Source organism: Sphingobacterium sp. GVS05A (assembly GCF_019969845.1).
GTDB lineage: Bacteria > Bacteroidota > Bacteroidia > Sphingobacteriales > Sphingobacteriaceae > Sphingobacterium.
Window position 1 is genome coordinate 727685 of sequence record NZ_JAHXYR010000001.1, and the last position, 20905, is coordinate 748589.

Consider the following 20905-nt stretch of genomic DNA (forward strand, 5'->3'; position numbering starts at 1 on the left):
TTTTAATTACGCGGTTCAATTCCCTTTGTAATAAAATCTGTGATCAACTTGTAATCGTTTTTTACTACGGCATAAGAAGCCTTGTTAAGCTGATCGCGATTTGCAATGACTTCTAGATTGGTCTCATCCATATAGAGCTTGTAATGGGGGCCATTAACGGATGATAATATCGCTGTATCTCCCGACAAAACCAAAGATTTACCTGCTTTTTGACTCCAGCTTTTAATGTATTGGCCAATTGAAGCCGATTGTGCTTTTGGAAAGCTCGCCGTTAAAGTACAGAGTGAGCCAACTTCGGTGTAGATAACAGTAGTTTCAGAATGATTGACAGCAAATTGATCAAATAGCTTTTTACCAGATACGAATAAGCCAACACATAGCATAGCTATTGCGATAAGGGTGTAATTTGTTTTCATGATTGATTTTTATTTTTACGGATGAAATAATAGACGAGCAAACCGAATGCTAAGCTCATACTCAGAATAATGGCTGAGTGAAAGCCAAGAGGTTGGGTAAAATAGCATAGCGTGAGTCCGACGGAGCCGGCAAATAATACACAGCACCAGCTTAAGGCTTGTTCTACAAGATTGTTTTCTTTCGGAAGGATCTCCGTAACGATCTCCAAAGGTGCATTCCTTTCAATCAGGGTTCTGCGCAAACGATCGTTTAGGAATAGCTTGACAAGCTTGAGCAAAAAAGAGGAAGCGATCCAGATGGACAGCAAAACAGCAATCGCGTTGAGCGAGAAAAAAATAACTTCTTTATCTGCCATCACGGAAGCAGCTTGTTGTGCAGCTATCGTGGGCATCGTATTGATTGTAAGCAGTACCAATGTTAAGTTAAAAATGCGTTTCATACAATTGATTTTTATAGTATATCAGACCTACCAATCCAATTTAGGTTGCAAGGAATTTGTTTTTTTTATGATGATGTTCATTTTTTGTCGATATCGGATGAGGGATAGTATGGTCTTTACGCTGATTAAAGAAAGTGGTAGGAGGGCAAAGAAATAACGTAAATTATCGGGAAGCTGAATAAATAACTTGATAAATTGGTTCCCGTAGATAACAGCAGCAACTGTAACCAATAGACCACCTAAGCTTGCAGCAAGGAGGGCTGCCCAATGAATTGGAGCCCTTTGAGGAATTAGCATACCGACAATATAATCGGGTAGATCAGGATCAAAGCTTGCCATGGGTAATTCTTGGATCGTCGAGTTGATCAACTGATAGTTTTCAAATTTGATTCTGCATGCTGCACAGGTGGAAATATGATCCATTTCCAATCTTGTTGTATCGTTAGTGGAATCAGTAAGAGCCTGCAATTGTTCTTCTGTTAAATGTGTACTGTTCATAGTTCCTCTCTTTTTTGTGATTTGAGTAGAATATCTTTTAATTGCTTACGTGCGCGAAACAAATAGGACTTTATCGTACCCTCTGGTAATTGTGTGATTTCAGAAATCTCCTGTAGACTCAATTCCTGTTGGTAATGTAATCCGATCAGCGTTTGATATAATGCAGAGAGCTGTGCTACAGCCTGTGCTATTGTCTGGCTGAGTTCGCGCGCAAAAAGCCTATTTTCTGTTTCGTTGCTGGCTGCTTGTACCATTTTATAATCTGTATAAGACAAATCAGCATTTTCAAAAAAACTTTCCATGAGGATAGGACGTTTTTTCTGCAGATAATGCAAGCAGGTATTATACGTAATCTGTCCGATCCAAGTCGACAATTTGCTCTGAAAACGAAATTGTCTTAGATTATTGTGAACTTTAATATAGACATCCTGTATAATGTCTCGGCGGTCTGCAACGACTGGGATCATTTTGTAAACCAAATGAGCGACGAGCTTCTCATGATCAACGATAAGCTTATGGAAAGCATGCGGATCCCGTTGGAGGATCTGAGAGACTAGTTCCCGGTCGGCTTGACGTTGTATAGCTGTTTCTGTGTTCACGGACAAATAAGACCCACAAGTGAAATTTAGGTTGCAATAATTTAAAAATAAATATTTTAAATTATTTATCTAACTGATTTTTAGTTTGTTTTGTTTTCTGGTTTCATTGGATTTCTTTTTTGGAAACAAAGATTGTAGTGAGACCTACTCAGAATCTCATTGTTTTTACGAGATAAGCTGTATATTCACTGGATAGATTCATACAGATTGTACTATTGAAAACTTTACGTCCATTACTGATGCGCAGGAATTTATTGCTGTTCTTTATCCTATGTTTATTCTGCCTTTACACGAAGGGGCAGGAGATTGACACAACATTTATTTATACCTATCCCAATGCATCCTGGATAACGAGTTATCTCTCTACAAGTGCGGTCAATATGACCACTGAAGACAAAACTTTTGAACCGAATAACCCCTTGAAAATCGGAGTAGGATTAGGGATCCGGAATACAATGATTAATTTTCTTGTGGGCACAAAGATTGTTTCATTAAAAGACAAGACATACGGTAAAACGAGTTCGACAGACTTTCAGGTACATCGCTATGGTCGAAAATTTGTAACAGATATCTATTTCCAGCGTTATAAAGGATTCTTTGCCATGGATGGAGAGGATACTAAGCTTTTTCCGGCGATGAAAATCAATCAGATGGGACTCGAGCAGACCTATGTGTTCAATCACACACGGTTTTCATTAAAAGCAGCCTTTGAACGAAGCGAGCGTCAGCTTCAGAGTGCAGGGAGCTTCCTGCTGGGAGCCAATGTGTATTGGCATCAACTGCGGGATTTTGAAGGGTTTGACGGTAATTTTGTGCAAAATCTCGACAATCTTCAAATTGGTGCGCAAGGAGGATATGTACATTCCTGGGCTCTGGGACAGCATTGGCTCATAACGGCGTATACAACGATTGGTTTTAACATTGGAAACGATGTCGAAAATTTCCGGAACTTTCGTTTTAAAGTATACCCAACTGTACTGGCCAGGACAGTGGCCAGTTATGCCAAGAATGATTGGTCTTTTACCTACGGAATGGTGATCAATAATAAAATGAACTTTTTTGAGACAAAAAAGGACTATACAGTCACGAATGTGAATCTACAGTTATCTGTAACTAGACAAATTAATTTTTCATTTTAATATTTCCGACATCGGGCTGCTTGAAATGCTAGACTTCATTTCTCGTTTCATGGTAGCAATAAGGACTACCATGAAACAGGTTTATCTTTAAGGAATGATCTGTTTGTTCCGCATTTCATCGAATAACCGAAAAAACATCTGCTCGGTATCAATGTATTCATGGAAACCGAATCTTCGTGCTTTGCTACCATCCGCAAAAAAGTCGTAATTCCAGGAGAAGACAAAGTCGCCGAATGCCCAAGCGGAGACCTCCTGATAATTATAATTTAATCCCTGTTGTTTCTGTATGTCTTCCCATATATATTCTTTATCGGACATCATAGTCTGTAGGTTTAGGGGGAGGGGGGTGTCGACTTTCATATTAAAATATTCTGCAATTTTGGGCCAGAGATCTTTCCAGCGGAATAAATCTCCATTGTTAATATTAAAAGCCTGATTGGCCGCTTGAGGTTCTGTTGCTGCCCATATCGTTGCCTTTGCCAATAAAGTAGCGTCTGTCATCTCGAGTAAGGTGTCGTATGCGCCAATCTTGCCCGGAAAACGAAGCGGAATATTTAATTTTTTGGAAATAGTGGCATATACAGCTATCAACAATGCAAGGTTCATCGGGTTTCCAGTTGCCGTTCCACCCACAACCGACGGCCGTATAGCCGACCAGGTCCACTGTTTGCCAATTTGTTGCTGTTGAAGGTACTGAAGCTGGCTGGTGTTAAATTCAGGTGGCATATGACCAGCATCAGATTCTTTGGCCGGTGTTTTAAATGGGCCAAGGTGGGCACCATAAACCTTATAACCTTGCATAAGACTAACATGTTGCAGGGATTTGGCCACTGGCTCAATCGCCGTCATTACATTGACCAACATCCTCAAATTTGGCTCAACCAATGCTGCCCAGTTATCTCTATCCTGATAAGCTGCATAAAAGATATGAGTTACCTTAGTTAATACACTTAGTTTGTTGACTGTGTCTGTTAAATCCAGTAAATCTACAGCAACATAACGAACACGGCCATGATCGGTCCCGCCACGACGGGACAGACCTATTATATCCCAGTTGCCAAGACTGCTAAGATGTTCAATAAGATTTGTACTGATTACTCCATTTGCACCCACAATCAATGCCGTATTTTTTATAGTTTCCATATGAATTGCTTTTTAAACAAAATTAGCGTTGCTTTGAATCGAAGAGAGGTAAAAATCGGCTATAATTTTGTAAATTTCTGGAATGGAACGCTATCGACAATTTGAACCTATCCTGATCTCGGAATTTAAAACGCGCGCGTGGACACATCCGGAGCATAATCACAACCACTACGAACTTATCTTTATTTTAAGTGGGGAGGGAAGTCATGTGATCAATGGCTATGCCGTACCTTATCAAAGTGATACCGTTTTCTTTATCGGACCAGAAGAGTATCACTATTTTGATATTAGGCAGGAGACGCATTTTATTTATTTAAAATTTACAGATGCTTACATCTATCGGACTACAAACGAATCGGGTCATTTAACCCGTCAATTGGAGTATTTAATAAAAAGCAGAGAAACTCATCAGCATGGATTCCCACTTCTTGCAGCTGATCTACAGACTGTCCGTCTGCTGTTTAATGTGATTGCGTCCCTAAAACACGATATCTTTGCAAATCAAGATTTAATATGGCATCAGCTGCTCAGCATCTCAATGCTGCTGATGAGAAATATGCCCGAATTACAGATGGATGGTCCTAGAAGTCGCGATCTACAGGCTATGTTTTGCTATATTCATAAAAATATATATACGCCAGATCTGTTGAGATCTCAGGTAATGGCCCCTCATTTCAATATTTCTGCTGATTATTTAGGTACCTATTTTAAACGTAATGTTGGTATGACCATAAGGACTTATATCCATCACTATCGGAATACACTTATTCGGCAACGCATTGCCGCTGGACGAATGATTTTAAAGGAAATTGCTGATGAGTTTGGATTGACAGATGTCAGTCATCTGACCAAGATCTTGGGGAAAGACGTTTAGAGGAAAATAACAAAGCCAGCGAAAAACATGCTACGTTTTTTGCTGGCTTTGTTATGATGCAGTCTCAGATACGATTACTCATAAACTGTGCGATTGTTGTTATCGCTGACAGGTCTTAAATATGCTATTTAGCTGCATTTATAATGTATGCTCAGAAAATTAATTACAAGGTATTTTCTTCTTGCCGGCACCCACACCTTTAATCACGGTTCTACCATCAACAAGTTGGGTAACTTTCACTGCATTACTTTGTGTACCATTCCATGGGAAAGTATTGAATGCATTGCCATTAGTTAATACAAGTGGATACAACTCACCACCGGAAGTTTTGCTACCAAACATAGTCACTTGGCCAGTTCTGCTGATCACAAGTTTAATCAACGGTTTTGTTGCTGTACCTCTTAAGTCATAGATGTTACCGACTCTTTTATTTGTTTGAACATCCGTGCCTTCATATTTACTACCATCAGCAAACTGGATATTTTGCGTTGAAGATGCGCCTGCATTCTGGAATTGGATTTCCTGCTTAGCCAATTTTATACCATTTACTTCCATATTGAAAGCGTTGTCCAATTCAGTAATATCAAATACAAAACCATAATCAGCTACCGGTGCAGTGAAACTACGTTCAATCGTGCTGCCATTTGCATAGAACACACCCTCTTTCATAATTCCTTTTCTGCGACCGGAAGTGGTTTCAGGATAACTCCAGTTTAGTCCATCACTTGTTACATTCTGTGTACAGGTTTTGAAGTTAAGTTTAAGGTCATATTTCTGTCCTGGATTGATCTTTACATTTGGGATGCTAACATTTGACTTGGTTTCACCATCGATCGTCAGAGCTCCTAAGTTAAGTGTTCCGGAGCTAGTTCCTGGATGTATCAATAGGGAAGGAGCACTAACTACTGTACGTAAGCCGGTACCTAAACTTGGAAATTGAGCCAATACACCCGCATTATTCAGCCCATTGTAAGTAAGAGCCTCATCCGATAGTTTGAAGTTCGCAGTAGAATGGCTTGGTTTGAAGACTGCATTTTCAAGTTTGGTGATTGCACCAGTCATGTTCGGATCCATTGTCAAGGTCGTGATGATCTGACTAAAACGGTGCTTTAACACAACATTTAAGTTGTTTACACCCGTATTCAATTTCAAGTTGCCCGTAAAAAACATTAAATCTCCGCTGATATTGTCTAAACTCGCTGAAGACAGTTTGTTTTGGCTATTAATATTGGGTACTGTGCTTGTACTGTTGATGGAATAAGCAATGAAGGTATAGGTTTTCCCTGCGTCAAGAGCGATACCAGTTGCAGTTGACTCACCGCCATAGCTGTAGATTTTTTCAGTAACATAGTTACCCTGGCTGTCATAAACAACAACTTTATACTTGATATCTTTGTCCAATGGTTTTTCGGTTACTTGTGTAGCTGCAACTTTTGGACTAGATGCAGCAACTAATCCTCTTTTAACCGCAGCAGCTGAGCTGTTTGTCAGAACAACATCAATGGAGCATCCGTTACCAAAAGGGACAGTCATTTCCTGAACATCTGATGTATTGTTTGACGCTAGAGAGGCTTTTGTAGATCCCTGCTTTTGACCAACAGTGTTGCTTTCGTCCCCAGTATAGGCTTCAACACCCTGTAGATTGATCTTAACCACTGTTTCTCCTGTTAAATCTGTAGTTTCACCACTCTTTTTACAAGAGTAGAGGCTTGAGCCCGTTAGTACAATGCAGGTTAGCATTAGTATGTTTTTCAGATTACGATAAGACTTTAAATTCATGTAATTAGATATTTTATGTAATGGATTTCTTTATTTTATTGTATTTTTATGTTATATGTCAAGATCTTGTTTCTTTTGGAAAATATTTAAATAAAAGCTGTGTATTTTTTAATGTGTCAGTAATATGATAATGCTTATGGCAAATGCTTTTCTGACGCAAAATTAAATGGAACTTTTCGTTTAAGAAGTACTGTTTGGTGAATGAAGTTTTTCTTGTAGAGAAACATCTACAGCGAGACCTTCTGGGTTGTTATCCCCTATATTGACTGACTAGATTGCGCCTAAAAAGAGGTTGTAGCCTGTAAAATCTTATAACTTGCACACACTATCCAAAAAAATGGATGCTTATTTCAAATCGAAAAACTTTAATTTTGCCTCCAAAGTTTTGCTTTATTCTGCGCCATTAATCTATTGGTAATTACGGAGCAAAATCAAGCTATCGGAGTAGCCACTGTCCATTTTGAAAAACGAGATAGATTGGGGCTGCATAAAACAAACTATGTATTGAATTTTAAACAATTATTTAAATGATATTACCATTTGAACCCCATGATCCAAAATGGAAAAAACAATTTGAGTCTATTAAACTAGAGCTACAATTCCTGTTGAAACCCTTAAATCCTCAAATTGATCATATCGGTAGTACTGCGGTGGAAGGTCTTTCAGCGAAACCAATTATTGATATACAGATCGGGGTGAAGAACGAAACTGATCTAGACTGGTTACCGGGTTTATTGAAACTATCGAATATTGTTTACTATGAAAAATATAACCAGGACTGGCCAGAACGCCGATTTTTTATATTATTGAAAGAACCTATCTATAAAATTGCTGTTCCAGATGTCGTAAAAATGGGGGATGATATACCAGCAATTTTGCATGATCATGACCTTCGGATCGCACATTTGCATGCATTTGTAAAAGGTTCGTCCGATTGGATCAGACACCTCGCATTACGCGACTATCTAATCGCACATCCCATGATCCGGGAAAGCTATCAGGAGCTCAAGGAAAAATTAACTCAACTCGATTGGAAGGATGGAAATGATTATAATATGGGGAAAGATCTATTTTTAAAAGCACAGGAAAAAATCGCTTTAGCATGGTACAAAGAGAGAACCCGATGACCACGGAAAACATATTGATTAAGGATAAAAACTATAGGCTGTACATTGGTTATCAGGACAATGAAACCTTACGGTTGGAATTTAATCGAATGACACAGCATTTTTGGGAGTTTGATTTTGAAAATTATTATCAATCTGGTTTTTGGGATGATAAATGCATCTTGTATTCTCTATTTGATGAGGATAAAATAGTAGCACACATTACGGTAAGTCTGTTTGAACAAGAAGGAAAAATATTAATTCAACTAGGAACAGTAATGACCGATGAAAATTATCAGCGTCAAGGCTTGAGCAGTTTTCTGTTACGACGGATTAGTAGCGATTTTGTGCATCAAATTAAAGGTATGTTTTTATTTGCGAATAATACGGTGCTGGATTTTTATCCAAAATTTGATTTTTTCCCAGTGCCGGAATATACAGCATTTCAAACCATTAAAAATACGAATATGACTACAGTATTGACCAAACGTAAGTTGAACCTCGATAATGCAGAGGATCTGAAGCTATTTGAAAACTTGGTGGAACAGGCTGTTTCTAATACACAATTTCAAACTAAAAGTAAGGGTTTAGCCCTTTTCTATTGCTATGCTTATCCCACAATGGGATTTAAAGAATCAATTTATTATATTGATGAATTGAACTGTGCTGTCGTGGCACAAGTGGAAAATAATATTTTGTATATGATAGAACTGTTTTCCACAAATGAAGTTGATCTGAATGTAGTGATCAATGCTTTCGCTGATTTTTCGTTTATAGAGGTTGTTTTCGGATTTACACCGAAGCATACTGAAGGTCTCGAATGGCGAATATGGAAAGAAGACGATTTGCAACTATTTGTTACGCGGGAGTTATTGTCGTTTTTTGAAGAGGAGCACATGAAAGTGGCGACCTTATCGCATACCTAGAATCGGATCGGAGGAAGATATGACAAACAAATTAAAAGAAATCGCAAGCGGGCTTGCTGGTACAAAAACATTAAATGACTTTGTTGAATATGCCGGAGTGGCAGCTGCTATAGAAACAGTGACCGGTAATATTTATACTGGAATCAGCATTGATACGGCTTGCTCCATGGGCTTTTGCGCTGAGCATAGTGCTGTGGCTGAAATGCTGAAACACCACGAATTTCAAGTCAGGGCATTTGTTGCGGTGGATGCTGCAGGAAACGCCGTTCCCCCCTGTGGGCGTTGTAGAGAATTGATAAGCCAGCTTGCCAAGACTAATCTTGATGCAATCGTGGAAGTGAAAAATGGGGTATTCAAATCCTTAAAGGAATTACTGCCTTTTGACTGGAAAGAAGATCTCGATAGGAATTGGTGATTTTCAGGATTGGACCAATTGGTATAAATTAAATAATTAGTGGAATAAAATGGGAAAAATAGGAACAGATTATAAGAAGATAAATTTAGCGGACTGGAAGCGAAAGGAGCACTTTTCAGTCTATCGTAGCCAGATGAAATGCGGATTTAGCCTCACGACAAAAATTAATATCACTAACCTGCTCCCTTTTATAAAGGAAAATGGCTATAAATTTTATCCTGTCATGATTTACCTGATTACAAGGGCCGTAAACAATCATGAGGCTTTTAAGATGGCCATGAAGGAAGGGGAACTCATTGTTTGGGACTATGTAAATCCGATATATACTGTGCTGCATCCGGAAACGGAAACTTTTTCGGCGCTATCGACTGTATACGATGCGGATTTTGCAGCGTTTATGGCCAATTACAATCGTGTTGCCGAAAGACATGCCGATGATTTACGTTTTTTTCCGGAGACGCCTCCAGAGAATCATTTTAATATTTCAGCAATCCCCTGGATTAATTTTGATAGCTTTAACCTTCATATTGCTGACTTTACAGATTATTTTGCACCTTCTTTTACGATTGGAAAGTATCAGCAACAAGCCGATGAAATCTTAATGCCTATAGCAATTCAGGTGCATCATGCTGTCTGTGATGGAATACATGTCGCTAAATTGATTGCGACACTGGAAGCATATTGTAAGGACATCGGGACAGTTCTTAAATCTCAGGTATAAATCTAAGAAATCGCCTTGTTCAGAACAGTCCTTTTGTCTGGATTCTGTCTGTACGCCAAACTGTTTTGTTTTTTGGTAATAAACAAATGATATCTCAATGAAAATACGACAATTAACGCAATCAGATATTCCTGAGCTGCTGCAAACTATTAATGGAGCTTTTAAGGATTATATTGTTCCATTTCAACTCGATATAGAACAATTGCGACAGAAAATCAGCATGGAAGATATTCAGTTAACTTGGTCTGTTGCTGCATTTGCGGAGAACAAACTTGTCGCATTTATGATGCATGGTCTGCGGGAAATAGATCGCCAGCTTGTGGTCTACAATGGTGGAACGGGTGTACTGCCTGAATTCCGGGGGCATGGGTTAGTGGGGAAAATGTATCATTATCTAATTCCTTTTTTTAATGAGAACAAGGTCAGGCAGGTTGTTTTGGAAGCAATAGAAAGTAACGGCGCGGCCATCCGTGCCTATGAGAAAAGTGGTTTTACGATCAACAGACAATTGCTATGTTTCAGTGGTGCCATTCAGCCGGCTAGGGTGAGCGATGTGGCGAGAATCCAGCCGCTGTCTAATTTCTCCTGGCAGGAATTTCAATCGTTTTGGGATATTTTACCAAGTTGGCAAAGCGCAGCAAAGAGTATGGATCGTTTGCAACCTAGTGCATTAGGAGCATATATCGACGACAAACTCGCGGGGTATATTCTTTTTAACCCTGGAAACAAGCGGATATACCAAGTCGCTGTGGCATCCGAATATCGGCGGAAAGGAATTGGAACGCAGCTTTTTCAGACCCTTAAAGAAGAAATGCCTGCGGAAAAAATAAGTTTCAACAACGTTGATGCGAAAGCGGAAGATGTGAAATTATTTTTGGAAAAACAGGGATTGGTCAATGGCATCAATCAAGTTGAAATGATAAAGCCGCTATAAACCAGGTGCTCGCATGACAAATGTGGATTTTCTTCGCATTTGACCAAACAATAACATCTAGTTGTGAGTATATAAGAGACAATCGGTATGATATTATACAAAAAGTTAGCGAACGAACTGGTCCAATTAGCAGATGATGATCTCCTATTACGGAACGAACTGGCGGGGAAGGGGGAACTTCAAAAGGGCTATCATCCCGCAATGGAGGCCGTTCACCGTAGTAACGCGAAGCGATTACGCGAAATAATTGCCAAGATAGGTTATCCCGGTATTTCAAAAGTAGGAGCAAAGGCCAGTGAGGCGGCATGGTTAATTGTGCAACATGCCATCTCAGAACCCGATTTCATGCAACACTGCTATCAACTGATGATCAGTGAAAAAGAAGACATCAACCCTGCTCATATAGCCTATTTATACGATAGAATACATTATTTTAAGAGCAAACCACAGCGTTTTGGAACACAACTGACCGCTGATGGTGGAATCTATCCGGTCGAGAACAAAGCGAACCTCAATAAACAGCGTTTGCGGATGAATTTACCCGAGCTTTCCCAGATGAAACTTGATGCCGTGTATGATTTAGACCAGCTGGCGACTTTGGATCAGCAGGATATGGATTATACGATCTGGCGAAAGGAAGTAGGCTGGCTATAGTTCTTTTTAAGCAAGGCAAATATTTCACCATCTACGAAACGCCCCTTCTCAAAGAAATAGTCATGGAGAATTCCTTCGGAAACAAGATCCATTTTTTCCAGCAACCTGCGGGAAGCTAAGTTGTCCGGGTCAATAAAGGCCTCTATGCGATTGAGTTTATAGCTGTCGAAACCAAATGAAATAATAGCGGAAATAGCTTCTGTCATTATGCCCTGTTGCCAGAAGTCAGGATGAAGTTCATAGCCGATCTCTGCACGAAAATGCTCGGAGGAAAAATTATGAAAACCACAAGAACCAATGAGCTGATCCGGATTGTTTTTTAAACAAATCGCCCAACGGATGGCCTCTTTTTCTAGAAAATTTTTCTGCCAGGTTTTTACAAGCTCATAAGCCTCGTCCAGATGCTGGAATGTTGGTAAATCGAAATATAATGTTACCTCATCTTTTGAAAAATAAGAAAATAGAGCGGGAGCATCTGAATCTTGGATTTGACGTAAATGAAGACGTTCTGTTGTTAAAATTGGGAAAGTTTCCGATATCATAACAGTAAAAATAATAAAATATGTTCAAAAGCAGAATGATGATTTGAATTTTCGACATTTTTTGTATGTTTGTCTAGTGATGACAATGCAACAGGAAAATATTAGGGAAGAAATTATTCTTTCGTCGATGAAAGTGTTTGAAACTTATGGTTTTACGAGGGTTTCAATGCAGGATATTTCTAAAGCCTGTGGTAAGGGACGTAGTACACTGTATTACTATTTTACGAGCAAGATGGACGTTTTTGACGCGATAGCCGAATATTTATGTCAGCAAGTGTTTACAATAGCCAAAGAAAGTTATAGCCGGGAAGCTTCTCTAGAGGATAATTTGGTTGGTTTTCTAAGGGCTAAATTGCGTCAGATCAATTTGATTACTAAGCGTTTTCACTTGGCTTTTGAGGATATGAAATCCGATCCGGCATTGATGGTCTCCAAGACACGTCATATGTTGGATGATGAAATTGAATTGATCCGTGATATGATCAGGGGCGCTATTGCCAAAGAGGAAATTCAGTTTCTTGAAGAAAAAGATATTCTGTTTCTCTCAGAGATGTTGGTAACGACATCCCGTTGTTTTGAGCAGGAAGTATTGCTTTTTGATCGGTTTCCTGACTTTGAGGCGCGGCTTGCCTGGTTGACTAGTATATGTGTAAAGGGGTTAAAATAAGCTGATTTTAGACGTTTTCACGCCCCGAGTAAATGGAAGAGCATTTGCTCGTTTTTTTAGCGATAGATTTCGACATAAATACAAAATATGTCTATTTGAATAGGTGTTTGTTTTGATGTGACAATTGGAATGTCTAACGAAAATACGAAAAACATGATATTAAATGCAAAAATAGGAAAGGTACGAAGGACGTTAACCGCGCAAAAATATATGCTTGTGTTGGTGGAAACGGATGAGAATATACGTCCAGAGTCTACCGGGTTGTTGAATTCGGAGTTTGATTGTTATCTACTGGTGCATCAGGAAATCGAACGGCTGGATGAATTGGCGCTTGCATTGGAAAATACGAATAAAGAAGTTCGATTGGCTCGCAATTTTAATGAATTGAAGGACAAAGGAATTTTGATTGATCAGTTAAACCAAATTACTGTTAGGGTATTGAAATAAATCCATTATGTATAAAGTTGTTTACTCCCTATCGCGCAAATTGAAATGGAAGGCAAGTGAGCTATATTATTTCCTATATCAGAGTTTTCCAGAGATCAAGAATATTGATTTATTGTTGGATGACCAACAGTTTTTACTGGTTGTTAAAATTAATAGCCGTTTAGAATTTTCAATTTTAAATATTTGTCAGCAGCGGGGAATTAACATGCAGTTTGTCAAGGTGGAAGATGTAGACTGAAGATCTGCGCCCATCCGGTTCAACGCATTGTTATAACGCATAAATTCACAAGTTGTAGTTTCGATTCGGCCGATGAAGAAGTGTAAATATAAGGTATTTACTTCCAAAATCGAGGAAAAATATCAAAAGCGGAATAAAAAAGCAGTTGACGGGTTACCTTATATTCTGCAGGTAAAACAAGAATATGGTTTAAGTACGAGCTCAGTCCAAAGTGGATACAATGGTTCCTTTTTTTAAGATTGTAGGTTTAGTATCGCGCAGCAATCTCTTTGGTGACCTCTTCGAAAGAAATCCTAATATGTTCAACAACCTCTATGGAGTGAGCTTAACCGAGCCATCTCGTACACCTGAACTAATCTTGAAACTATCGGAATTGATGCGTGCGATATCAGTTGGAAAATGCCAATAGAGATACGATAAGCCTAAAGGAGGATTCTGGGGAGAAATTGCCGATTGGATCGACTTACCGGCGGGAGCTTCTGCTGTATTTCTAAAAGTAGTATTGAAACTGCGATATATTGTGCACTGATACTGAGTCTGATCAGATTATTTTTCAAACAATGCTATTCTAAACTAAACTTTTTTGATTGCCAAGGGTTATTTTTAACGAAACAATTAATCATAGATCATTTATTTTAATATGAGTACATTTTCAATAAAAGCTTTCGGAACCGAGGCTCCAACGGCAGACTTAAAGCAACTGGAGGTACAACGTCGTGCGGTCACGGCAAAAGATGTAGAAATTGATATTCTATACTGTGGTGTTTGTCACTCTGATTTACATACGGCACGTAATGAATGGGGCGGAACAATTTACCCCAATGTTCCCGGTCATGAGATTGTGGGACGGATTACAAAAGTAGGATCCGATGTAACGAAATTTAAAGTCGGCGATCTTGCAGGTGTTGGCTGCATGGTTGACAGTTGCCGTGAATGCGAGAGTTGTAAAGAGGGATTGGAGCAATATTGTGAGAATGGAAATATCCAAACATACAATGGCCATGATAAGCATTTGGACAAACAGACCTTTGGCGGATATTCGGAACGTGTCGTGGTGGATCAGGACTTTGTATTACATATTCCCGAAAATCTGGATTTAGCAGCAACGGCTCCACTACTTTGTGCGGGTATCACAACATATTCGCCATTACGGCATTGGAAGGTTGGTCCCGGACAAAAAGTAGGCATCGTGGGCATTGGTGGTTTGGGACATATGGGGGTGAAAATAGCCAAAGCAATGGGCGCGCATGTCGTCGTTATTACAACTTCTGCAAGTAAAGTAGAGGATGCCAAACGTCTGGGCGCGGATGAAGTCATTTTGTCTACCGATCAGGAGCAGATGAAAAAGAATGCTGGTACTTTGCATTTTATTTTAGATTGTGTCTCCGCGCAACACGATATTAACGCTTACTTGAGCCTCTTGAAACGCGATGGTTCACTGACACTTGTTGGTGCTCCAGAACATCCATTGCCAGTAGCTCCATTTAGCTTGATCCCTACACGTAAAAGTTTCTCCGGATCGATGATCGGTGGTATTGCCGAAACGCAAGAAATGCTGGATTTCTGCGGAAAGCATAATATCACTTCGGATATAGAATTAATACGTATGCAAGATATCAATCAAGCTTACGACAGATTGTTAAAGAGCGATGTGAAATATCGTTTTGTTATCGATATGGATAGTTTAAAAAAATAATTAAAATCAGTTCGGACAAGGCTAAATCAAGAGAACATGCTTTCAGTTTAGTGTAGGTTTAGCTTTGTCCGATCAATCAGCGTTTTTTGGAGGATTTATTTCTTTGTTATCAAATTAAACAGATGGGGCTCGGCAGTAGTTGGTCGAGTTACCCCTATTTTTATGGAGAAAAGTAAAGTTGTGGTGTTTTGGTTCCGTCGGGACCTTCGTTTGGCAGACAATGTAGGATTATCTCAGGCATTGGGGAAGGGGCTTCCTGTATTGCCAATATTTATATTCGATGAAGATATTTTAGGGCGATTGGAAGATAAGCTGGACCGACGTGTAGATTATATCCATCAGGCTCTTGATGGAATAAATAAAAAACTAAGTGAATATGGGGCTACTTTAACGACCTTTCATGGTAGTCCTTTGGCAATTTTTAAAACATTGCATGAACAATATGATATTCAGGAAGTCTATTGTAATCGTGATTACGAACCTAAAGCGATCCGACGGGATCGGACGATCGCTGAATTTTTCAAAGCTGCTGGAATTCCATTTAATGCTGTAAAAGATCAGGTTATTTTTGACAAGCATGAAATCTTGAAAAATGATGGTACACCCTACACCGTTTATACACCCTATGCAAAAAGATGGCGGGAGAAATTAACGGTAGCAGATTATCAATTCACTGATCAAATAGATGGGCATTTTTTTCAGCAGACGTACGCAGCGATAATCCCCTTGGAAAAAATAGGGTTTAAAAAGACGGATTTGACTTTTGAACCACCACAACTAAAGGCAGCGATTATTAATACCTACGATAAATATCGTGATTATCCTGCACTAGAGGGGACGACCAACTTGGGTATTGCGCTTCGTTTTGGAACAATTAGTATTCGTCGCTGTGTTGCTTTTGCAAAACAGCATAATGAGGTCTGGCTGTCTGAATTGATCTGGCGGGAGTTTTTTATGCAGATCTTATTTCATTTTCCGAATGTGGTCAACGAATCCTTTAAAAAGAAATACGACGATATCCAGTGGCGCAACGATGAAACGGAGTTTGAACGCTGGTGTCAAGGAAAAACAGGCTACCCCTTGGTCGATGCGGGTATGCGGCAATTGAACCGTACCGGTTATATGCATAATCGTGTACGTATGGTTGTAGCTAGTTTTCTATGCAAACATTTATTGATTGATTGGCGATGGGGAGAGGCCTATTTTGCACAAAAGCTGAATGATTATGATTTATCTGCGAATAACGGGAATTGGCAATGGGCAGCAGGGAGTGGCTGCGATGCCGCCCCGTATTTTAGGGTGTTTAACCCAATCATTCAGGCCGAAAAATTTGATAAAAAACAAGAGTACAGTAGACAATGGATTGCCGAACTTGGGACAACAGATTATCCAGAACCTATTATAGCGCATCCAATTGCCAGAGAACGTGCGCTAAAAGCTTATGCATCAGCATTGAAATAAACGACGACTGAGGATAGTCCAATCCCACCATACCTGATCGGCCGAGGTGGGATTGATCTATCTAATAGTAGATTTTTTATTGATCCAAAAAAGCAGCAACAAAGGCGTCGAATGCTTGTGGGTTTTCAGCTTGTACCCAGTGTCCTGCATTTGGTATTGTTTCAAAGCTGACATCTGGAAATTGCTCCTTGATTTTGATTTTATCTTCAGGAAGAATGTAGCGCGATTTTTCGCCTGCTAAAAAAAGGGTAGGACCAGCATAAATTCCCGATTTTACACCTATTGTAATGAAATCTGCATATTTCCGTTGCAGAACATCCAGGTTGAAACGCCAGCCCAATTTACGGTCTTCTTTAATATAGACGTTTTTTAACAAAAATTGAATTACTCCGGGATCATCAAGGTAACTTTCGAGTTTTGTCTGTACATCTTTTCGGTTGTCCATACTATTGATATCAACCGCACAAAGGGCGTTGAAGATATCTTCATGATGTGGTGGATAAGCCTTGGGAGCTATATCCGCAATAATCAATTTTTCAACCTGTTCCGGATGCTCAATGGCAAATTGCATGGCAACTTTACCGCCGAGAGAATGGCCCAATAATAAGACTTTTTCTGCACCGATTGAAGCAATATAGGCGCCCAGGTCCTCGACCATTTCCTCAATGGACATGCCGTCACTGTGAAAACTTCGACCATGATTGCGTAGGTCAAGTAAATGTATCTGTCTTTTTTCTCCAAAGCTACGGCCAAAAGATCCCCAGTTGTCCGCCATACCAAAAAGGCCATGCAGAACAACAAGCGGTGTCCCACCGTGTTCTGCGCCGTATATTTTGCTGTGTAGTAATTCTTTCACGATATTTCTCTCCTTTAAACGAATTGAAGTGGCTTTGTAAGGGCCGTTCTCGATGGCTAAGATAGCTAAAACATCCCTTCTTATCAAAATGGTAGTGTCGACGATCTATTTGGTAGTGCCTTCCGTGGTTGACAAGTTAATTTTGTATTAACGAAAACATAATAATAGATAACACATGAATACTATAGCGTTAATTGTCATAGACATTCAAAATGAATATTTTGAAAATGGCGGAATAGAACTTGTAAACCCAATTGCCGCAAGCGTAAATGCCGGAAAAATAATCGACCATTTTAGAGAAAGAAAAGCACCGATTATCCATATTCAGCATATTTCTCCCGATCCTACGAAAATGCCATTTTTTATAGCGGGTACGGTTGCTGCTGATATCCATCCAAACGTCAGACCACTGGAGGGAGAGAAGGTGATCCAAAAACACTTTCCAAATAGTTTTAGAGAAACCGAACTTTTGGATTATCTGAAAGCCAATCAAATTACTGAACTTGTTGTTGTTGGCATGATGACGCACATGTGCATTGATGCTACGACGCGGGCTGCGGTTGATTTTGGCTTCCCATGTATAGTAATAGGGGATACCTGTGCCACACGTGACCTGGAAATTAACGGTGTTACGGTCAAAGCTGACGATGTACATCATGCCTTTCTTGCCGCATTGGAATTCTTCTATGCGCAGATTCAGACGACAGAAACCTATCTGGCGCAAAACTAGCTGTTCTAAAACTGGGGAGGTATAGCATTGGAATTTTAAGCTGACAGTGTATAGCAATGTTGCTATACACTGTAAGTTTTACTGTGGGTAACCGGCTAGGGACAGCCCGTAATAGACCTTTTACCGTAATTCCTGGATAAATGCACTAATGGTCTTACCCGTCTGCGCCTTAAAAAAACGCATCAGGTGATTAGGCTCGGAAAAATTCAGTTCAAAAGCAATTTCACTGATAGATTTGTCTGAATGTATCAGTAATTCCTGCACTTCAAATAATAATCGCTGTTTGAGCAATTGTGTTGCTGTGGTATTGAATTGCGCTTTAACGGCATGATTCAGTGTGATGCGACTGATGCCCATCAATGCCGTATATTCGTTGATTCGTTGTTTCTGTTGAATATGTTGTTCGAGTAACATCCTGAACTGATAAGCAAAATTATTCTCAGGTTTTTGCAAAGAAAGTCCATTCAACCGGGCATATTTTCGATTTAAGGTCTGTAGCAAATAATAGAGCAAAGAGCGTATAATATGTGCACTGTCTGCTTCTGTCTGAACAAGCTCCGATTTTATTTCCGCAAGCAGTGTGTAAAATTTAGATAGATGTACATCATCTGCAGCTATTTTTACTGTATGGTGCAACTGATAGAAATACAGCAATCGATACGTAAAAAGCTTATCTGCGAAAAACTCATTGAGAAAATCTTCCTGAAAAATCAATGTGGTGAATTCCAGATGGGTAGGATCCAGTTCCCAGGTATGTTTCTGAAAGGCAGAAATAAAGATAATGTTGTTGTCCGTTAATTCGATGACTTCCTGCCCCAATCGTAAACGTCCCTTAGCCTTTTTGAAAAATAAAATTTCAAAAAAATCTTTATGATAGGTCTCGCGATGGGTATAGTCCGTTTCCTGTTGATTTAATACGTTTAATAGAAATTCAACGCCACATTCGCCTTTATGGAATTTTATCGTTCTCAATAGCAGTATACTTTATCAATCAAAAATACTAATCTTAAAGCTAAATATAGCGCTATATGTACAATCTTGCATCAACATAACTGGGTGATTGGATTCCTTATCATTCATTTAACAGTTCGGATAAAAATATTTTTTTAAAATAATTGAAAGATTTATGCGAAATGTGATTTTCGTCACTTTTTTATTGAAAGATTTGATTTACCTTTATAATATAATCAAATAGGCAAAACTTTAATATTGATATTTATCCCACTTGAATACTTATTAAAAGGTACATTCCATTTCTTGTCCTTAAAAAAGGAACTATTTGATTGATATAGGAAAGATTGAATAGCCATATTAAAATATATTATTTTGGGGTTTTCTCGTCAAGAGAGGCCCCTTATATTTTTTATAGCCTTCAATTTAGCATCTGATATACTTCTGAAAGATGCTGAAAGCAGCGCTTGTCGGGCGCGATGCGATTGAACAAATCTTTTATTTCTTTTTTGTCAAATTCCAAATCAGGACTGTGATATGATTTTTTACACTTGTTAATCGACTATTTTTGATTGCTTCAATAGAAGTTATTTTAAGGTCAACGCAACATAATGAAAAAAAAGGAGTACGTCATTTCTCTAAAAATGGAGGATATGACGCGTGAGCTGCTGTTTCCACAGCGTAGCAAGGAATACATGGTGCTAGAGTCTACAAGTGACAATATGCAAATACAGCGCAATTGCCATTATCGTGCTTCTTTTTTTGGAGTGCTGCTGGCTGAGGAGGGTATTTCCTATTATCGGGTGGGGGACTTTGAGTATGAGCTTCAAAAAGGTGACATTCTTTTTTGTGTCCCACAGGAGGTGTTCAAAATCATTTACTTTTCCGCGGATATCAAGCAAAAGCAAATTTTCTTTTCCATCGATATGCTATCAGATGCCGGCTTTAATTATCGCTCAAATGATATGTTAAAGAACTTTTCCAATAATCCCTCTTATATTATTCGTGGCGAGCAACACCTCTACAAACGATTGGCATTTTATATAAAGGAACTTGCTTATCTCAACGATTTTAAGCATCCGGTCTATTATAGTAATGAGATGATCTGGCATTACTTTTCCTTGTTGATGTATGATATCGAAAATTATTCCAAAAATTTTCGGCAGCAGGCCAGTTTTTCTTCCCGGGAAGAAGAGATTACAAGCGCTTTTTTTGCGCTCGTACGGGAATATTATGCCGAACATCACGATGTTCAGTTTTACGCCGATCGCCTATTTGTCAGTAGAAAATATCTCACGAAGGTTGTTAAGAAAGCGATGTTGCGTACACCCAAAGAGATTATCAACCAGATCCTACTTATTGAAGCAAAGATTCTCTTAAAGAATTCTGCGAATAACGTTGGCCAGGTGGCCTGCTTGCTGAACTTTTCAGATCAGACCGTCTTCAGCAAGTTCTTCAAAAAACATACCGAAAGAAATCCCAGTGACTACAAAATGGATGACCTTTTCTAGGTCATTTTTATAGGTCCAATCCTTGCTCAGATGAAGGTGCTTTTCCTGTAATAGATAGGAAAGGCACCTTTGTTTTTTTGTTATCCGGTCTATATGCTTTTGGCGTCTTTTAAACAAATTTTGGCGTCTTTGCGCCGAATTCAGACATCGGTTTTTTTGGAC

The 20905-nt window shown here is 39.1% G+C and carries 24 protein-coding genes; 15 read left to right on the plus strand and 9 right to left on the minus strand.

Annotated features, from left to right (window positions below; genetic code table 11):
* Positions 1 to 2 precede the first annotated feature (2 nt).
* Genes LC454_RS03150 through LC454_RS03165 form a run of 4 tightly spaced genes read right to left on the minus strand, consistent with a single transcriptional unit; the run spans position 3 to position 1953 of the window.
* A complete protein-coding gene (locus LC454_RS03150; RefSeq protein WP_223579297.1) occupies positions 3 to 416 on the minus strand; it encodes a hypothetical protein in 414 nt (137 codons plus the stop codon).
* Positions 413 to 856, minus strand: coding sequence for a hypothetical protein (locus tag LC454_RS03155; RefSeq protein ID WP_223579299.1), 444 nt, complete (start codon positions 854 to 856; stop codon positions 413 to 415). Before LC454_RS03155 ends, LC454_RS03150 begins: the two co-directional genes overlap by 4 nt.
* A 27-nt stretch (positions 857 to 883) precedes the next feature.
* A complete protein-coding gene (locus tag LC454_RS03160) occupies positions 884 to 1354 on the minus strand; it encodes a hypothetical protein (RefSeq protein WP_223579301.1) in 471 nt (156 codons plus the stop codon).
* On the minus strand, positions 1351 to 1953 hold the full coding sequence (locus tag LC454_RS03165; protein ID WP_223579304.1) for an RNA polymerase sigma factor: 603 nt from the start codon (positions 1951 to 1953) through the stop codon (positions 1351 to 1353). Before LC454_RS03165 ends, LC454_RS03160 begins: the two co-directional genes overlap by 4 nt.
* A gap of 215 nt (positions 1954 to 2168) precedes the next feature.
* Between LC454_RS03165 and LC454_RS03170 the strand changes: the two genes are divergently transcribed.
* Entirely contained in the window at positions 2169 to 3092 is a 924-nt protein-coding gene (locus LC454_RS03170) for a DUF4421 family protein (protein WP_223579306.1), read from the plus strand.
* Between the two features lie 87 nt (positions 3093 to 3179).
* On the opposite strand, the gene LC454_RS03175 is transcribed toward LC454_RS03170, so the two are convergent.
* Entirely contained in the window at positions 3180 to 4235 is a 1056-nt protein-coding gene (locus tag LC454_RS03175; RefSeq protein ID WP_223579309.1) for an SDR family oxidoreductase, read from the minus strand.
* 82 nt (positions 4236 to 4317) lie between these two features.
* Here LC454_RS03175 and LC454_RS03180 point away from each other — a divergent pair, with 82 nt between their 5' ends.
* Positions 4318 to 5109, plus strand: coding sequence for an AraC family transcriptional regulator (locus LC454_RS03180; RefSeq protein WP_223579311.1), 792 nt, complete (start codon positions 4318 to 4320; stop codon positions 5107 to 5109).
* 159 nt (positions 5110 to 5268) lie between these two features.
* Here the strand turns inward: LC454_RS03180 and LC454_RS03185 are convergent, their stop codons facing one another.
* Complete coding sequence (locus tag LC454_RS03185) at positions 5269 to 6888, minus strand: fimbrillin family protein (protein WP_223579314.1); 1620 nt, start codon at positions 6886 to 6888, stop codon at positions 5269 to 5271.
* A 527-nt stretch (positions 6889 to 7415) separates the two neighbouring features.
* Between LC454_RS03185 and LC454_RS03190 the strand changes: the two genes are divergently transcribed.
* The 6 genes from LC454_RS03190 (at position 7416) to LC454_RS03215 (ending at position 11644) form a co-directional block, all read left to right on the plus strand.
* On the plus strand, positions 7416 to 8015 hold the full coding sequence (locus tag LC454_RS03190) for a GrpB family protein (protein WP_223579316.1): 600 nt from the start codon (positions 7416 to 7418) through the stop codon (positions 8013 to 8015).
* A complete protein-coding gene (locus LC454_RS03195) occupies positions 7991 to 8920 on the plus strand; it encodes a GNAT family N-acetyltransferase (protein WP_223579319.1) in 930 nt (309 codons plus the stop codon). Before LC454_RS03190 ends, LC454_RS03195 begins: the two co-directional genes overlap by 25 nt.
* Positions 8921 to 8939: 19 nt before the next feature.
* Positions 8940 to 9335 carry a cytidine deaminase family protein gene (locus LC454_RS03200; RefSeq protein WP_223579322.1) on the plus strand — a complete coding sequence of 132 codons (396 nt, stop codon included), beginning with the start codon at positions 8940 to 8942 and terminating at the stop codon, positions 9333 to 9335.
* A gap of 49 nt (positions 9336 to 9384) precedes the next feature.
* Positions 9385 to 10056, plus strand: a complete 672-nt coding sequence (gene catA / locus LC454_RS03205; RefSeq protein ID WP_223579325.1) for a type A chloramphenicol O-acetyltransferase — start codon at positions 9385 to 9387, stop codon at positions 10054 to 10056.
* A gap of 97 nt (positions 10057 to 10153) precedes the next feature.
* The gene (locus LC454_RS03210; RefSeq protein ID WP_223579327.1) at positions 10154 to 10990 is read left to right on the plus strand and encodes a GNAT family N-acetyltransferase; all 837 of its coding nucleotides are present in this window, start codon (positions 10154 to 10156) and stop codon (positions 10988 to 10990) included.
* An 87-nt stretch (positions 10991 to 11077) separates the two neighbouring features.
* Complete coding sequence (locus LC454_RS03215) at positions 11078 to 11644, plus strand: DUF6624 domain-containing protein (RefSeq protein ID WP_223579330.1); 567 nt, start codon at positions 11078 to 11080, stop codon at positions 11642 to 11644.
* Here the strand turns inward: LC454_RS03215 and LC454_RS03220 are convergent.
* Positions 11608 to 12186, minus strand: a complete 579-nt coding sequence (locus tag LC454_RS03220) for a GNAT family N-acetyltransferase (protein ID WP_223579333.1) — start codon at positions 12184 to 12186, stop codon at positions 11608 to 11610. The genes LC454_RS03215 and LC454_RS03220 overlap by 37 nt on opposite strands.
* Before the next feature lie 85 nt (positions 12187 to 12271).
* Here LC454_RS03220 and LC454_RS03225 point away from each other — a divergent pair, with 85 nt between their 5' ends.
* The 5 genes from LC454_RS03225 to LC454_RS03245 all read left to right on the plus strand — a co-directional run bounded on the left by LC454_RS03225 (position 12272) and on the right by LC454_RS03245 (position 16695).
* Entirely contained in the window at positions 12272 to 12853 is a 582-nt protein-coding gene (locus LC454_RS03225) for a TetR/AcrR family transcriptional regulator (RefSeq protein WP_223579336.1), read from the plus strand.
* Positions 12854 to 13006: 153 nt separating this feature from the next.
* Entirely contained in the window at positions 13007 to 13300 is a 294-nt protein-coding gene (locus tag LC454_RS03230) for a hypothetical protein (RefSeq protein ID WP_223579340.1), read from the plus strand.
* 7 nt (positions 13301 to 13307) lie between these two features.
* Positions 13308 to 13538: a hypothetical protein gene (locus LC454_RS03235; protein ID WP_223579342.1), complete on the plus strand. Its 231-nt coding sequence runs from the start codon at positions 13308 to 13310 to the stop codon at positions 13536 to 13538.
* A gap of 640 nt (positions 13539 to 14178) precedes the next feature.
* Positions 14179 to 15234: an NAD(P)-dependent alcohol dehydrogenase gene (locus LC454_RS03240; RefSeq protein WP_223579344.1), complete on the plus strand. Its 1056-nt coding sequence runs from the start codon at positions 14179 to 14181 to the stop codon at positions 15232 to 15234.
* Positions 15235 to 15396: 162 nt separating this feature from the next.
* A complete protein-coding gene (locus LC454_RS03245; protein WP_223579346.1) occupies positions 15397 to 16695 on the plus strand; it encodes a cryptochrome/photolyase family protein in 1299 nt (432 codons plus the stop codon).
* 76 nt (positions 16696 to 16771) lie between these two features.
* Here the strand turns inward: LC454_RS03245 and LC454_RS03250 are convergent, their stop codons facing one another.
* On the minus strand, positions 16772 to 17551 hold the full coding sequence (locus LC454_RS03250) for an alpha/beta fold hydrolase (RefSeq protein WP_223579348.1): 780 nt from the start codon (positions 17549 to 17551) through the stop codon (positions 16772 to 16774).
* Positions 17552 to 17726: 175 nt separating this feature from the next.
* Between LC454_RS03250 and LC454_RS03255 the strand changes: the two genes are divergently transcribed.
* On the plus strand, positions 17727 to 18281 hold the full coding sequence (locus tag LC454_RS03255; RefSeq protein ID WP_223579350.1) for a cysteine hydrolase family protein: 555 nt from the start codon (positions 17727 to 17729) through the stop codon (positions 18279 to 18281).
* Positions 18282 to 18401: 120 nt separating this feature from the next.
* Here the strand turns inward: LC454_RS03255 and LC454_RS03260 are convergent, their stop codons facing one another.
* On the minus strand, positions 18402 to 19253 hold the full coding sequence (locus LC454_RS03260) for a helix-turn-helix domain-containing protein (RefSeq protein WP_223579352.1): 852 nt from the start codon (positions 19251 to 19253) through the stop codon (positions 18402 to 18404).
* 590 nt (positions 19254 to 19843) lie between these two features.
* Here LC454_RS03260 and LC454_RS03265 point away from each other — a divergent pair.
* Positions 19844 to 20743: a helix-turn-helix transcriptional regulator gene (locus LC454_RS03265; RefSeq protein ID WP_223579355.1), complete on the plus strand. Its 900-nt coding sequence runs from the start codon at positions 19844 to 19846 to the stop codon at positions 20741 to 20743.
* The last annotated feature ends 162 nt before the right edge of the window (positions 20744 to 20905 follow it).

Coding starts and splice junctions, on each gene's coding strand:
- LC454_RS03180 (WP_223579311.1), top strand. CDS start 4,318: ATGGAACGCTATCGACAATTTGAACCTATCCTGATCTCGGAATTTAAA.
- catA (WP_223579325.1), top strand. CDS start 9,385: ATGGGAAAAATAGGAACAGATTATAAGAAGATAAATTTAGCGGACTGG.
- LC454_RS03195 (WP_223579319.1), top strand. CDS start 7,991: ATGGTACAAAGAGAGAACCCGATGACCACGGAAAACATATTGATTAAG.
- LC454_RS03175 (WP_223579309.1), bottom strand. CDS start 4,235: ATGGAAACTATAAAAAATACGGCATTGATTGTGGGTGCAAATGGAGTA.
- LC454_RS03245 (WP_223579346.1), top strand. CDS start 15,397: ATGGAGAAAAGTAAAGTTGTGGTGTTTTGGTTCCGTCGGGACCTTCGT.
- LC454_RS03235 (WP_223579342.1), top strand. CDS start 13,308: ATGTATAAAGTTGTTTACTCCCTATCGCGCAAATTGAAATGGAAGGCA.
- LC454_RS03265 (WP_223579355.1), top strand. CDS start 19,844: ATGAAAAAAAAGGAGTACGTCATTTCTCTAAAAATGGAGGATATGACG.
- LC454_RS03200 (WP_223579322.1), top strand. CDS start 8,940: ATGACAAACAAATTAAAAGAAATCGCAAGCGGGCTTGCTGGTACAAAA.
- LC454_RS03255 (WP_223579350.1), top strand. CDS start 17,727: ATGAATACTATAGCGTTAATTGTCATAGACATTCAAAATGAATATTTT.
- LC454_RS03150 (WP_223579297.1), bottom strand. CDS start 416: ATGAAAACAAATTACACCCTTATCGCAATAGCTATGCTATGTGTTGGC.
- LC454_RS03215 (WP_223579330.1), top strand. CDS start 11,078: ATGATATTATACAAAAAGTTAGCGAACGAACTGGTCCAATTAGCAGAT.
- LC454_RS03220 (WP_223579333.1), bottom strand. CDS start 12,186: ATGATATCGGAAACTTTCCCAATTTTAACAACAGAACGTCTTCATTTA.
- LC454_RS03160 (WP_223579301.1), bottom strand. CDS start 1,354: ATGAACAGTACACATTTAACAGAAGAACAATTGCAGGCTCTTACTGAT.
- LC454_RS03190 (WP_223579316.1), top strand. CDS start 7,416: ATGATATTACCATTTGAACCCCATGATCCAAAATGGAAAAAACAATTT.
- LC454_RS03155 (WP_223579299.1), bottom strand. CDS start 856: ATGAAACGCATTTTTAACTTAACATTGGTACTGCTTACAATCAATACG.
- LC454_RS03240 (WP_223579344.1), top strand. CDS start 14,179: ATGAGTACATTTTCAATAAAAGCTTTCGGAACCGAGGCTCCAACGGCA.
- LC454_RS03185 (WP_223579314.1), bottom strand. CDS start 6,888: ATGAATTTAAAGTCTTATCGTAATCTGAAAAACATACTAATGCTAACC.
- LC454_RS03230 (WP_223579340.1), top strand. CDS start 13,007: ATGATATTAAATGCAAAAATAGGAAAGGTACGAAGGACGTTAACCGCG.
- LC454_RS03225 (WP_223579336.1), top strand. CDS start 12,272: ATGCAACAGGAAAATATTAGGGAAGAAATTATTCTTTCGTCGATGAAA.
- LC454_RS03210 (WP_223579327.1), top strand. CDS start 10,154: ATGAAAATACGACAATTAACGCAATCAGATATTCCTGAGCTGCTGCAA.